At 61.8% G+C, this 12,398-nt stretch carries 13 protein-coding genes; 8 read left to right on the top strand and 5 right to left on the bottom strand.

Going from position 1 to position 12,398, the window contains the following annotated elements:
* The first annotated feature begins 25 nt into the window (after positions 1 to 25).
* The 5 genes from fabG (at position 26) to ACS3WA_RS06130 (ending at position 3,210) form a co-directional block, all read left to right on the top strand.
* A complete protein-coding gene (gene fabG, locus ACS3WA_RS06150) occupies positions 26 to 709 on the top strand; it encodes a 3-oxoacyl-ACP reductase FabG (RefSeq protein ID WP_438277660.1) in 684 nt (227 codons plus the stop codon).
* 195 nt (positions 710 to 904) lie between these two features.
* Positions 905 to 1,447: a bifunctional 3-hydroxydecanoyl-ACP dehydratase/trans-2-decenoyl-ACP isomerase gene (fabA, locus tag ACS3WA_RS06145; protein WP_438277708.1), complete on the top strand. Its 543-nt coding sequence runs from the start codon at positions 905 to 907 to the stop codon at positions 1,445 to 1,447.
* A 37-nt stretch (positions 1,448 to 1,484) separates the two neighbouring features.
* Complete coding sequence (locus tag ACS3WA_RS06140; protein ID WP_438277659.1) at positions 1,485 to 2,171, top strand: DUF2161 domain-containing phosphodiesterase; 687 nt, start codon at positions 1,485 to 1,487, stop codon at positions 2,169 to 2,171.
* A gap of 333 nt (positions 2,172 to 2,504) precedes the next feature.
* Complete coding sequence (locus ACS3WA_RS06135; RefSeq protein ID WP_438277658.1) at positions 2,505 to 2,804, top strand: hypothetical protein; 300 nt, start codon at positions 2,505 to 2,507, stop codon at positions 2,802 to 2,804.
* A gap of 160 nt (positions 2,805 to 2,964) precedes the next feature.
* Positions 2,965 to 3,210, top strand: a complete 246-nt coding sequence (locus tag ACS3WA_RS06130) for a DUF6719 family protein (RefSeq protein ID WP_438277657.1) — start codon at positions 2,965 to 2,967, stop codon at positions 3,208 to 3,210.
* A 45-nt stretch (positions 3,211 to 3,255) separates the two neighbouring features.
* Here the strand turns inward: ACS3WA_RS06130 and ACS3WA_RS06125 are convergent, their stop codons facing one another.
* Positions 3,256 to 3,813, bottom strand: coding sequence for a CreA family protein (locus tag ACS3WA_RS06125; protein ID WP_438277707.1), 558 nt, complete (start codon positions 3,811 to 3,813; stop codon positions 3,256 to 3,258).
* A 208-nt stretch (positions 3,814 to 4,021) separates the two neighbouring features.
* Here ACS3WA_RS06125 and ACS3WA_RS06120 point away from each other — a divergent pair, with 208 nt between their 5' ends.
* Entirely contained in the window at positions 4,022 to 5,353 is a 1,332-nt protein-coding gene (locus tag ACS3WA_RS06120) for a L,D-transpeptidase (protein WP_438277656.1), read from the top strand.
* A gap of 19 nt (positions 5,354 to 5,372) precedes the next feature.
* On the opposite strand, the gene ACS3WA_RS06115 is transcribed toward ACS3WA_RS06120, so the two are convergent.
* Positions 5,373 to 5,603 (bottom strand): hypothetical protein, encoded by a 231-nt coding sequence (locus ACS3WA_RS06115; RefSeq protein WP_438277655.1) that lies wholly within the window; start codon positions 5,601 to 5,603, stop codon positions 5,373 to 5,375.
* A 247-nt stretch (positions 5,604 to 5,850) separates the two neighbouring features.
* On the opposite strand from ACS3WA_RS06115, the gene ACS3WA_RS06110 reads away from it, so the two are divergent.
* Together ACS3WA_RS06110 and ACS3WA_RS06105 are read left to right on the top strand one after the other, a co-directional pair.
* Positions 5,851 to 6,783, top strand: a complete 933-nt coding sequence (locus ACS3WA_RS06110; RefSeq protein WP_438277654.1) for a polysaccharide deacetylase family protein — start codon at positions 5,851 to 5,853, stop codon at positions 6,781 to 6,783.
* A 22-nt stretch (positions 6,784 to 6,805) separates the two neighbouring features.
* Complete coding sequence (locus tag ACS3WA_RS06105) at positions 6,806 to 7,357, top strand: dihydrofolate reductase family protein (protein WP_438277653.1); 552 nt, start codon at positions 6,806 to 6,808, stop codon at positions 7,355 to 7,357.
* Between the two features lie 44 nt (positions 7,358 to 7,401).
* Here ACS3WA_RS06105 and ACS3WA_RS06100 read toward each other — a convergent pair whose 3' ends face one another.
* The 3 genes from ACS3WA_RS06100 to aspS all read right to left on the bottom strand — a co-directional run bounded on the left by ACS3WA_RS06100 (position 7,402) and on the right by aspS (position 12,223).
* Complete coding sequence (locus ACS3WA_RS06100) at positions 7,402 to 7,854, bottom strand: DoxX family protein (RefSeq protein WP_438277652.1); 453 nt, start codon at positions 7,852 to 7,854, stop codon at positions 7,402 to 7,404.
* A 106-nt stretch (positions 7,855 to 7,960) separates the two neighbouring features.
* The gene (locus ACS3WA_RS06095) at positions 7,961 to 10,264 is read right to left on the bottom strand and encodes an NADP-dependent malic enzyme (RefSeq protein ID WP_438277706.1); all 2,304 of its coding nucleotides are present in this window, start codon (positions 10,262 to 10,264) and stop codon (positions 7,961 to 7,963) included.
* 186 nt (positions 10,265 to 10,450) lie between these two features.
* Entirely contained in the window at positions 10,451 to 12,223 is a 1,773-nt protein-coding gene (gene aspS, locus ACS3WA_RS06090) for an aspartate--tRNA ligase (RefSeq protein WP_438277651.1), read from the bottom strand.
* Positions 12,224 to 12,398: the final 175 nt, after the last annotated feature.

The following is a 12,398-nucleotide window of genomic DNA, read 5'->3' as shown; positions in this document are numbered from 1 at the left end:
GTCATTCCAAACTGGAGAGCCCTTCATGCACGGAAAGGTCGTCGTCATCACCGGAGCCTCCGGCGCGCTTGGCAAGGTTGTCGTAAGCGCCGCCCTCGCACGCGGCGCCCGCGTGGCCACGATTGACTTTGCCCCCGCGACAGGCGCAGCGACGACGGCCGACCGGATCGAGTTCGGCGGCGTCGACCTGTCCGACGCCGCGCAGGCCGTGCAGGCTATCGACGCGGCGGCGGCCCATTTCGGCCGGCTCGACGTTCTCGTCAACATCGCCGGCGGGTTCGCGTTCGAGACAATAGCCGATGGCGATCCGAAAACCTGGCAGCGCCTTTACGCGATCAACGTGACCACTGCGCTGAACGCTTCGCAGGCCGCGATCCCGCATCTGACAGCCTCCGGGGCGGGACGCATCGTCAACGTCGGCGCGATGGCGGCGTTGCAGGCTGGCGCCGGCATGGGCGCCTATGCCGCCTCGAAAGCCGGGGTGCATCGTCTGACCGAAGCCCTCGCCGCGGAACTGAAGGGCAAGGTCACCGTCAACGCCGTGCTGCCCACCACCATCGACACGCCCGCCAATCGCAGGGACATGCCCAAAGCGGACTTCACGACTTGGGTGACGGCGGATGAACTCGCGAACGTCATCCTGTTTCTGGCAAGCGATGCGGCCAGCGCCGTGACAGGGGCGCTGCTGCCCGTGCGCGGACGCGTCTGAGTCCGCTTGCGCGCTATAAATTTTATAATATAGCCAAACTTGATATTAAGTAACGCGTTCTTAACGCTCTTGTCCTTCAATCAGACAGGGCGGCGCCCCTTTTTACTACTTTCGCTGGTGACCATGGAATTGCCCCGATCCTGTCGTGGGCCCGTTTCCTTTTTCCCTCGGATTCTCCTGCAGGATCAGCGACTCATGCTTCAACGCCGCAGCAGCTACGGATACGACGACTTGTTGGCCTGTGGCCGGGGTGAAATGTTCGGCCCCAGCGAGCCGAAACTTCCGCTGCCGCCGATGCTGATGTTTGATCGCATCACGGAAATTACCGAGGGCGGCGGGAAATATGGACGCGGGTTGGTGCGCACGGAGCTCGACATCAACCCGGAGCTCTGGTTCTTCCGGTGTCACTTCCATAACGATCCGGTGATGCCCGGCTGCCTTGGCCTCGACGGGCTTTGGCAGATGGTCGGATTCTATCTGGTCTGGCTCGGTCGCGACCGGCATGTGCGGGCACGCGCGCTCGGTCTCGGTGAGTTGAAATTCACCGGCCAGATCCTGCCGCACATTCGCAAGGTTGCATACACCGTGGATATCAAGCGCGTGATGCGTTCGAAACTGGTGATGGCGATTGCCGATGGTACGGTACACGCCGACGGCGAGTTGATCTACCGCGCCAGTGATCTCCGCCTTGGCCTGTTCAAGCGTCTTCCCGACTCGCCGACCGAACCGGCCGGTTGATAAGCTTAAGCCAGAGTCGCCCGGAGCCGCCGCAACTGTGGAAACCGCTCTTTATCTTCCGGTCAAACGTCATCTCGAAAGCCTCGGCTTCACGGTCAAGGGCGAAATCGGCGGCTGCGATCTTGTTGCGTTGAGCGGCGACGATCCGCCCCTCGTGGTGATCGGCGAGTTGAAGCTGAGCTTCAATCTCGAATTGATCCTGCAAGGCGTCGAACGTGCCGCCGCCTGCGACGAGGTCTGGCTTGCCGCCAGGTTGTCGGCGCGCGGCAAAGGCCGCGAAAGCGACGCGCGTTATCGCAACCTGTGCCGGCGGCTCGGCTTCGGGATGCTCGGTGTGACCGACCGTGGCGGCGTTGAAGTGCTGGTCGCGCCCGCCAGCGTCAATCCGCGCCGCAATCCAAAAAAGCGTTCCCGGCTGGTCACGGAGCACCAGCGTCGCAGGGGCGACCCGGTTGCCGGCGGCTCCTCTCGAATACCGATCATGACGGCCTATCGCCAGCAGGCGTTGAACTGTGCGGCCGCGATGGCCGTGGGTCCGCGCCGCGTGCGGGATCTCAGGCCGGAGAATCCGGATGCCGGAAAAATCCTTCTCCATAACGTCTACGGATGGTTCGACCGCGTGGAGCGCGGCACCTACGCCCTGACTAACGCGGGTCACGCCGCGTTGAAACGATGGCCGCAGCATTCTTCCGAGATGGAGCCACGGTCGCCGGGGCCGGGTTGAAGATGTGGGCTTGAGCCCCCGCGCCGCCCACATCGGCTGCGAACAATCTGCGGCGGCCGTGATCGTCGAAATCTTCGACTGAATCCGTTCGGAAAAACCCGCATGCGCGGCAAAATGCATAGCTGTATTGCCACACCAAATCCCGTATTGAGATGCAGCTTCGACTCATCCTAATGCGGAAATGTTTCGTTTTCCCCGTGCGTTCCGAAATTGAATCGAATCAACGACGTTATGTACGGAACCAGAGGAGCGAAGCGGCGTCGTTTTCGAAAGTCAGGCGCGATCACGATGCGCTGAAGCGCGTCGTCGTTGCGCATTCCATTGAGGCGAATGATGAGTGAAGGTTGGCAGACGAAATATGGCATCCGGCGGGTTCGCCGCGATCCTCCCACGCTGGATGAAGCCATCTTCGCGGCCACCGGGATCACCGACGATCTCGACTCGCAGGCCGAGATCGCGGCGTCGCTGATCGGGATGCCGCTCGATCTCGTTCATGCCGAGGTCAAGAAAACTGCCCGGACCGTCGCGCGGTCGCCTACGACGCGCGTGATCGCCGGTGAGCAAGGCGCGCTGCGCTCGGTTGTCGTCGAGCGCCGCGTGGTCCGCAGGCTAGGCAACGATAAACGAGTCTGATCCGGATCCCCGGATCGCCGCCGTCACCAGCCAGCTTGCAGCGTTTTCGATCGCAGCATGACCTCGGGCTCGACCTGACCGGAAGATGGATTCCGCTTCACTCGAAAACGGCTTAGGCTGTCATTGCCTTCTGCCCGACCGAGACACAATGGAGACTGTGATGCCCGGTATTCGCGACACGCTGTTCCTTATGATCGGCGTGTTGATCGGCACGGCGACCGCCGCGAACGCCTCGCAAGTGTCGCGAGAAGCCGACATCGTCAATCTGCGGCTGGGCGAACGCGTTCTTGTCGACGACGGATCGTGCCCGGCGGGACAGATCAAGGAAATTTCCGGCGCCAAGCTCGGGCCGGCCGGCGTCATTCCATCGCGCAAATGCATATCACGCACCGGCCCGAAGCGCTGAATGCGGGATCACACCGCTACTTGAAATCGCAGCCTCTGACCCCGCCTATTTAGAAAAAAAATCCGCGCATTTCTGCACAGTCGTATCCGCGGCGCCCCATGGCATGATCGGGACGGAGGACGTCGAATTCTGTGGTGAGCCTTCAATCAGCCGGTCCGAATAAACCATGTAGACCAGCACATTTCGTTTGGCGTCGCAGCCGCGCACGATCTGCATTTTCTTGAAGAACAGCGAGCGCCGCTGTCGAAACATGTCTTCGCCCTGTGACATCTTTTCCTTGAAACGGATCGGCCCGATCTGACGGCAGGATAGCGAAATATCCGAGACTTCTTCGGCCACTCCCAACCATCCCTTGATACCGCCCTTTTCCGGCACGGTAAAATGGCACGCAACGCCTTCGATTTCCGGATCATCGACGCCATAGGTCGCAAGTTTGTCATTCGGAGTCAGCAAGTTGAATACGGTCGAGCGGCGAAAGATCAGGTCGGGTTCGTCGGCCGCATGGGCTTGCGATCCGGCAAGCACCGCGATCGCAAGGATGACGAAGACCCGAAAGTTCCAGGCTCTGCGGTGTCCGCCATCAGTTTGACCTCGAAATGTCATCATTTGCTCCGTTTGCTGGGTCCCCGCCAATGTATGATCGCAGGTTTCCCGCGAAAAGATGCCGGAGGGCGTAAAACGATGGGCATTAGATTCGTGTGAACACATTCACACTAGTTTTGATCGAAGCAAGATCGCCGATTGCGCGCGGGTGAACGTGACAAGCGGCGGGCGGCACCTATGACCGAACCGGTATTTAAGGAATGAAGGCGTGAACGAGTATTGGTCTTTACTGTCGAAGGCAGGATGGTTCCAGGCCGCCGCTGCGTGGCTTGCCTCGGCGCGCCTCGGGTTTGGACTGGTCGTCGTTCTCCTCATCGGCCTAGGATCGCCCGCACACAGCCAGATATTCTGGCAGGACGATGGTTATCCGGACATCTATATCGAAGAGTCTCCTCCACCGCCCGGCATGAGGCCGCCATCGCATCGAGCCAAGCATCATCGTCCCGCAAAGCCCGAACAGGCCGCAAAAAGTACGCGCAAGCCCAAAGGACCGGTCATCATTGCCATTTCAATCCGCCGGCAAACGCTCAAGATCTATGACGCCAACGGCTTTTTCGCCGAAACGCCGGTATCGACAGGAATGCCAGGCCACTCGACTCCGATGGGTGTCTTCAGCGTCATCCAGAAACAGAAGTGGCACCGCTCGAATATCTACAGCGACGCGCCGATGCCCTACATGCAACGCATTACCTGGTCCGGCATTGCGATGCACGCAGGCGTGCTTCCGGGTTATCCCGCATCGCATGGATGTATCCGAATGCCTACGAGTTTCGCGGTGAAGATGTGGGGCTGGACCAGAATAGGCGCACGAGTGATCATCATCCCCGGCGAAGTGGTGCCTGCGCAGTTCTCGCATCCGCTGCTGATGACCCATCGGCCCGAGCCTCCCCCCGCCGCTCCTGAACTGGTCACCGCCACCGCCAACGGCGACGCAAAGAACACCGATGTCGCGTTAGCCGCTATCAAGCCCGACACGGACACGGTCGGGAGCGACGAGCGAAGCGCCGGTTCCGCCACCGCGGCGCAGGATCAGTCTCAGCCCTTGCCGGTGACTGCCGTGAAAGCTGATCCCGCTACGGCCCCCGCCCTCAAGCGGAACGGTCGCATCGCGGTGCTGGTCAGCGGCAAGGACAGCAGGATTTACGTTCGGCAGAACTTTGAACCGGTGTTCGATGCTCCTGTTACCATCACCGCGGGCGACCGGCCTCTGGGAACGCACGTGTTCACTGCCGAAGTCGACAAACACAGCGAGGGCGACTTTCGCTGGTCGGTCGTATCACTCCCGGCGCCACGCACGGAGCAGGTTCAGGCCCACGACCGGTCCCATCCGCGAACGGGCGGTGCCGGCGTAACGTCGAGGTCGGCTGCCATTCCGGACAGCGCAACCGAGGCTCTGGACCGCATTTCCATTCCCGAAAACGTCATGACGAAAATCGCCGACGCGCTGTCGACCGGCGATTCCATCATCGTCTCCGATCAGGGCGTCGTTGCTGGCGGTGAAACCGGCGAAGGCACTGACTTCATCGTCAAGCTGCGCTAGATTTTCGCCGCTCCGGCCGTCAGTGCGACCAGGGCACGTTGACGATGTTGCCTTTGCCGTCCGTCGCCGAGATGCCCTGCTCGCTGACTGAGAGTCCGCCGACACCTTCGATGGAGACGGATACACCCAGGAATTCGGCACTTGCTCGAAGCGTGACGCCGAAGGCGCTGACCTTGAAGCCGCCGGAAACGTCATTCAATTCGTCGACGGTCAGTTCGCGTATATTGCCAGCATTGTGAGCCGAGGTCATTGAAATCTCCATGCATTGCCGGTTAGGGACTCTTCCCGAAACCATCGCCTCAATATTGTCGAACGCCCAGCTCAAGACAGTGATAGTTGTCACACAAGGAAAATACGGCCGATCCCCGTTGCACTCCATGGGAACAGCTAACTGGCTGGGGAATAAATGCTATTTTCGTGGGAGGTCAGCTACTGCTGCGCTAGGATGTCGATGAGGCGCGGGTGATTCAACGCGCGGCCAATGTTGGGGTTTTGATATGCGCATCGCGATGGGACTGATTTTTGCAGGCGCGGTTTCATTATGTGCGACGACAGCCGCGTGGTCACAGACGCCCAGGGGAGCTACGCAACCCGCGCCCGCGGCCGTTCCAACTCCCGCGCCGGCGAGCGGACCGAAGGTCGCCTGCAACGGAAACCCCGATGCGCTCGGCGTCGCGCGCGTGGTGCAGGTCGATACCACCGGCGGCCCGGGATTCGGCTTTGAACATTTCAAGCAGCTTGATTTCCTGCGCGACAAGGAAGTGGTGCTGACGTTCGACGACGGCCCGTGGCCCGGACATACGCCCGCGGTGCTGAAGGCGCTCGCCGATCAATGCACCACCGGCATCTTCTTCTCGATCGGCAAGCACGCGACCTACCATCCCGAAATCCTGCGGCAGGTCGCAGCAGCCGGACATACGGTCGGCGGACACACATGGTCGCACGCCAACCTCAACAACAAGAAGCTGTCCGAAGCGCAGCGCAAGGACGAGATCGAGAAAGGATTCAGCGCCGTCAAGTGGGCGCTCGAGGCGGCGCCCGCCCCATTCTTCCGCTTCCCCGCGCTCCAGCATCCGCCGGAGATGGTGACCTACCTCGGCGAGCGCAACATCGCGATCTTCTCCTGCGACGTCGACTCGTTCGATTTCAAGGCGCGCAAGCCTGAACAGGTGGTCGACAACATCTTCAAGAAACTCGACAAGGTCGGCAAGGGCATCATTCTGATGCACGATTTCCAGAAGCATACCGCCGAGGCGCTGCCGGAGATTCTACGCAGGCTGAAGGCCGGCGGATACAAGGTCGTGCAGATGAAGGCCAAGGCGCCGGTCGAGACGCTCGCGCAATACGACGAGGAACTGAAGAAGGACACCAAGCTGCCGACCGTGAGTTCCCGGCCCGTCAACAGCGTCATCCAGACGATCTCCGAATAGCGCGCCACGACCTGGAACGGATATGCTTCGCATCGAAGGCTACGTCATTGTGTCGGCGGACGGAATGCTCGCCGATGCGAACCATGTGATGCCGCAGGCGCTGAAATTCAAAGGCGACCTTGAGTTCTTCACCGCCGGGCTGGATCGCGCCGACCTCGTCGTGCATGGCCGTAATTCGTATGAAGATCAGCCCAACTCACCGCTCCGCAAGCGGATCATATTGACCCATCGCGTCACGAATATCGCCGCCGACCCCGACAATCCGAAAGCGACGTTGTGGAATCCTGCCGGTGCCTCGTTCGAGGACGCCTGCAATCGCGCCGGGGTGCACGACGGAACGGTCGCGATCATCGGCGGGCCGTCCGTCTTCGAAATGTTTCTCGACCGATACGATACGTTCTGGCTGTCCGAGGCTCCCCACGTGACGCTGCCCGGCGGCGAGGGCTGTTTCCCACGTGTTCCCGACGAGTCTCCGCAGGCCGTGCTGACGTCTCACGGGCTGCAGCCGCGCGAGACCAGGATACTCGACGCGGCGAATGATGTTCGCGTCACCGCATGGCGCCGCGGGCCATAGAGCCTTCCGCTTCTGATGAATCAGAAGCGAAAGTGCGGCGGCGATCAGACTTCGCTGCCGGTCGCATCGGCAGGTCGCGGCCCACGGCCAATCCCGGCTATGATGAACAACGCTCCGATCAGCGACAGGTTCTTCAACGCCTGAATCATGCTGCTCTTCGACTCAGGTCCGGTCTGGTTCCAGAAGTCGTGATAATAGAACGTTGCCGCGACAACAAAGGCGGCCAGCACCAGCGAAAAGAACCGCGCTCCGAGGTTGAGCGCGATGAACACGCCGCAGATGAGTTCGAGCGCACCGACCGCGATGGCCAGCATTTGAGCGGTCGGCATGCCGGTCAACCCTTCGATCTGGGTCGTCAAGCTCGTCAGCGCGGCCGGAATGACCACCCTGGATGCGATCCCTTCCGCCGTCCCCGCGATGTCGAACAGCTTTGACACGCCCGACACGATAAACAACGCCGAAAACAAAACTCGTCCCACAGTGATGAACACCGGCATGTCGGCCCCCACAGATTCAGGTGGACGTGGATCGTCCTTCAGGAATTCAAGTATGAACGCTTCACGCGGCGTTTTGAAAGATCAAAAAAACGTCGTCCGTCATATTTCAGCCGAACAAGGCAGGTTGCTGCCGACTCGTGCGTTCCTGCGCCTCGACCACCGCCACCGCCGTCATGTTGAGGATGCCGCGCGCCGTCACCGACGGCGTCAGGATGTGCGCGGGCCGCGCGGGGCCGATCAGAATGGGACCGACCTGCAACCCGCCGCCAATCACCTTGATCATCTGGTAGGCCGCGTTGGCCGCATCGAGATTCGGCAGGATCAGGACGTTGGCGACACCGGTCAGCCGTGAATGCGGCAGGATCAATTGCCGCGCCGACTCCGACAGCGCTGTATCGCCCTGCATCTCGCCGTCGGACTCGATGTCGGGATGACGTTCATGGAACAGATTGGCGGCGTGGCGCGCCTTGCACGACGACTCCGTATGATAGCTGCCGAAATCGGAATGCGACACGAACGCGATCTTCGGCTTGATGTTGAAGCGCTGCACATGCACCGCCGCTCGTGCCGCGATGTCGGCCAGTTCCTCCGCCGACGGGTTCGGGCGAACCTGCGTGTCCGCAATGAAATAAGCGCCCTTGCTCGTGATCATCAATGACAGCGCGGCGAAATCGCTCGCGCCGGGCATGTATCCGATGATTTCCCTGATGTGCCGGAGGTGCCGCATGTAGCTGCCTTCGACGCCGCACAGCATGGCGTCGGCCTCGCCGCGCACCACGGCAAGCGCGGCGATCACCGTCGCATTGGTGCGGATCGTGGTGCGGGCGACATCGGGCGTCGCGCCGAAGCGGCCGGCGGCATCGATGTAGGACTGCACGTATGAACGGTAGCGGGGATCATCCTCGGGATTGATGAGGTCGAAATCCTTGCCGGCCTTGATCGCGAGACGCAGACGCCTGATCCGCGTTTCCACCACCGACGGGCGACCAACCAGAATCGGACGTGCCAGTCGCTCCTCAAGCACTTGCTGGGTTGCCCGCAGCACCCGCATATCCTCGCCCTCGGCGTAGATCACTCGAACCGGCTGGGTTTTCGCCTGGGTAAACATCGGCTTCATGACGAGGCCGGAGCGGAACGCGAAGCGCTCAAGCCGCCCCTGGTATTCGTCGAAATTCGTGATCGGCCGCGTCGCGACGCCGGACGCCATGGCGGCTTTCGCAACCGCGGGCGCGATGCGCAGGATCAGCCGGGGATCGAACGGACTCGGAATTAGCGAACCCGGTCCAAAACCCTCGATCTCTCCGTCGAACCTGATTGCCGCATCGGACGGCGGCTCGCGCGCGAGCCGCGCGATGGCATCGGCAGCAGCGAGCTTCATGTCCTCATTGATCGCGGTCGCGCCGACGTCGAGAGCGCCGCGGAAAATGAAGGGAAAGCACAGGACATTGTTCACCTGATTGGGAAAGTCGGAACGACCGGTGCAGATCATGGCGTCGGGCCGCACCTTGCGCGCCTCGTCCGGCATGATCTCCGGGTTAGGATTGGCGAGCGCCATCACCAGCGGCTTGTCCGCCATCTGCGCGACCATCTCCGGCTTCAGCACGCCGCCGGCCGAAACCCCGAGAAAGACGTCCGCGCCTGCGATCACATCGGCCAGCGTGCGCTTGTCGGTCTTCTGCGCATAGGCCGCCTTCCACCGGTCCATCAGCCGTTCGCGGCCCTGATAGACCAAGCCGTCGATATCGCAGACCCAGATGTTCTTGCGCTGCGCCCCCATCGACACCAGAAGATCGAGGCAGGCGATGGCGGCCGCCCCGGCCCCGGAAGCGACGATCTTGATGTCCGCAAGCGTCTTGCCGTTCAGGAGCAGCCCGTTGGTGATGGCGGCTGCGACGATGATCGCGGTGCCGTGCTGATCGTCGTGGAACACCGGAATCTTCATCCGGGCCTTCAACTGCTCCTCGATCTCGAAGCACTCCGGGCCCTTGATGTCCTCAAGGTTGATCCCGCCGAACGTCGGCTCCAGCGCCGCGACCGTCTCCACCACGCGCTCGATGGTGTCGGCTGCTATCTCGATATCGAACACGTCGATGCCAGCGAACTTCTTGAACAGGACCGCCTTGCCTTCCATGACCGGCTTGGCCGCGAGCGGACCGATATTGCCGAGACCGAGCACGGCCGTGCCGTTCGACACCACGGCGACCAGATTGGCCCGCCCGGTGAGGGACGCCGCTTCCGCCGGATCGGCGACAATCTCCTCGCAGGCCGCCGCCACGCCCGGGGAATAGGCCAGCGCGAGGTCGCGCTGGTTGGCGAGCGGCTTGGTGGCCTGGATTTCGAGTTTGCCGGGCCGCGGGTTGCGGTGGAAGGACAGCGCGGCGGAGCGGAGATCCTCGGAATACGACACGATATACGCTCCCCGCAGCTTTGATCAGCCTGTTGGCGGAGCGGATTTGACATCGGCGCGCCACCGGCCGCCGGTCCCGAACACGAATGTCAAATCCGAAGCCTCGCCAGCAATTTGCCAGCACTTCCTCGATTCCGGCATTCGCAGGAATGCCTGCAAGAACCAGAAGCCAATGCCAGAATCGAACCGCTAGTCCTGCGGCAGATTGAGCCGGATATGAAGCTCGCGCAACTGCTTCGGCGTGACATCGGACGGCGCGCCCATCAGCAGATCCTCGGCCCGCTGGTTCATCGGAAACAGCGAGATCTCGCGCAGGTTGGTGGTGCCGCAGAGCAGCATGACAATGCGATCGACGCCGGCGGCCATGCCGCCATGCGGCGGTGCGCCGTATTGAAACGCGCGGTACATGCCGCCGAAGCGCTCGACCACCTCGTTCTCGCCATAGCCTGCGATCTCGAACGCCTTCACCATTGCTTCCGGCCGATGGTTGCGAATGCCGCCCGAAGCGATCTCGTAGCCGTTGCAGGTGATGTCGTACTGGAACGCGTTGATCGTCAGCGGGTCCTGATTGTTCAGCGCCTCCAGCCCGCCCTGTGGCATCGAGAACGGGTTGTGCGAGAAGTCGACCTTCTTCTCCTCCTCGTTGTATTCGTACATCGGGAAGTCGACGATCCAGGCGAGTTCGAACCTGTCCTTATCGATCAGGTTCAGTTCTTCCCCGAGCCTGGTGCGCGCAAGCCCTGCGAACTTCCAGAATTTCGCCGGATCGCCGGCAACGAAGAACGCGGCGTCGCCAGCTTTCAGTCCGAGTTGAACGCGGATCGCTTCGGTGCGCTCGGCTCCGATGTTGTTGGCGAGCGGCCCCGCACCCTCATCTCCCTCGCGCCACATGATGTAGCCAAGTCCGGGCTGGCCCTCGCCCTGCGCCCATGAATTCATGCGGTCGCAGAAGGCACGGCTGCCGCCGCCCGGCCCCGGTATCGCCCAGACCTGATTCTTCGAATTCTCCAGCATCCGCGCGAACACCTTGAAGCCGGAGCCACGGAAGTGCTCGGACACGTCCTGCATGAGAAGCGGATTGCGCAGATCCGGCTTGTCGCTGCCGTATTTGCGGATCGCCTCGGCAAACGGAATCCGCGGCCAGCTCTTTGTCACGGGCTTGCCCTTGGCGAACTCCTCGAACACGCCGGTGATGACCGGCTCAACCGCAACAAAAACATCGTCCTGCTCGACGAAACTCATCTCGAGGTCGAGCTGGTAGAACTCTCCCGGCAGGCGATCGGCGCGCGGATCCTCGTCGCGAAAACACGGCGCGATCTGGAAGTAGCGGTCGAAGCCGGACATCATCAGAAGCTGCTTGTATTGCTGCGGAGCCTGCGGCAGCGCGTAGAACTTCCCGGGATGGATGCGGCTCGGCACCAGGAAGTCGCGCGCGCCTTCCGGAGAGGATGCCGTCAGGATCGGGGTCTGGAACTCAAAAAATCCCTGCTCCTTCATGCGCCTGCGCATCGAATCGACGATGGCGCCGCGGGTCATGATGTTCTGGTGCAGCTTCTCCCGACGAAGGTCGAGAAAACGGTACTTAAGCCTTATGTCTTCTGGATATTCCTGCTCGCCGAATACCGGCAGCGGCAGTTCGCCGGCCGGGCCCAGCACCTCAATCTCGGTGACATAGACCTCGACGTCGCCGGTCGGCAGTTCCGGGTTCTCGGTACCGGCAGGGCGGCGGCGTGCCTTGCCGTCGATCCGGACCACCCATTCCGAGCGCAGCTTCTCGGCCTGCGCGAAGGCGGGCGAATCCGGATCAGCCACGCATTGGGTGAGCCCGTAGTGGTCGCGCAGGTCGATGAACAACACCCCGCCATGGTCGCGAATGCGGTGGCACCAGCCGGACAGGCGGACCGTCTGGTCAATGTGGCTGTCGCGGAGCGCGCCGCAGGTATGGGACCGATAGCGATGCATGGAAATCCTGCAAGAATGCGTCAGAGGCGGAATCAGAGGTCCGGCCGGGTGGAAAGCGTCAGCGGTTTACCCGAGCGGGGGAAGCGCGGCAACCGAATGACGGAACCTGCGATGGCGGATCGGGATGTCGTTCTTGACCGGAAAAGTTGGAGAAAAACAAGATCGTGCCTGCCGA

The sequence above is a fragment of the Nitrobacter sp. genome, assembly GCF_051535235.1.
Classification (GTDB): domain Bacteria; phylum Pseudomonadota; class Alphaproteobacteria; order Rhizobiales; family Xanthobacteraceae; genus Nitrobacter.
The sequence above is the reverse complement of the archived record's forward strand: the minus strand, read 5'-3'. Positions and strand labels throughout refer to the sequence as shown.

Coding starts and splice junctions, on each gene's coding strand:
- fabG (WP_438277660.1), top strand. CDS start 26: ATGCACGGAAAGGTCGTCGTCATCACCGGAGCCTCCGGCGCGCTTGGC.
- fabA (WP_438277708.1), top strand. CDS start 905: ATGCTTCAACGCCGCAGCAGCTACGGATACGACGACTTGTTGGCCTGT.
- ACS3WA_RS06135 (WP_438277658.1), top strand. CDS start 2,505: ATGAGTGAAGGTTGGCAGACGAAATATGGCATCCGGCGGGTTCGCCGC.
- ACS3WA_RS06130 (WP_438277657.1), top strand. CDS start 2,965: ATGCCCGGTATTCGCGACACGCTGTTCCTTATGATCGGCGTGTTGATC.
- ACS3WA_RS06125 (WP_438277707.1), bottom strand. CDS start 3,813: ATGACATTTCGAGGTCAAACTGATGGCGGACACCGCAGAGCCTGGAAC.
- ACS3WA_RS06115 (WP_438277655.1), bottom strand. CDS start 5,603: ATGACCTCGGCTCACAATGCTGGCAATATACGCGAACTGACCGTCGAC.
- ACS3WA_RS06110 (WP_438277654.1), top strand. CDS start 5,851: ATGCGCATCGCGATGGGACTGATTTTTGCAGGCGCGGTTTCATTATGT.
- ACS3WA_RS06105 (WP_438277653.1), top strand. CDS start 6,806: ATGCTTCGCATCGAAGGCTACGTCATTGTGTCGGCGGACGGAATGCTC.
- ACS3WA_RS06100 (WP_438277652.1), bottom strand. CDS start 7,854: ATGCCGGTGTTCATCACTGTGGGACGAGTTTTGTTTTCGGCGTTGTTT.
- aspS (WP_438277651.1), bottom strand. CDS start 12,223: ATGCATCGCTATCGGTCCCATACCTGCGGCGCGCTCCGCGACAGCCAC.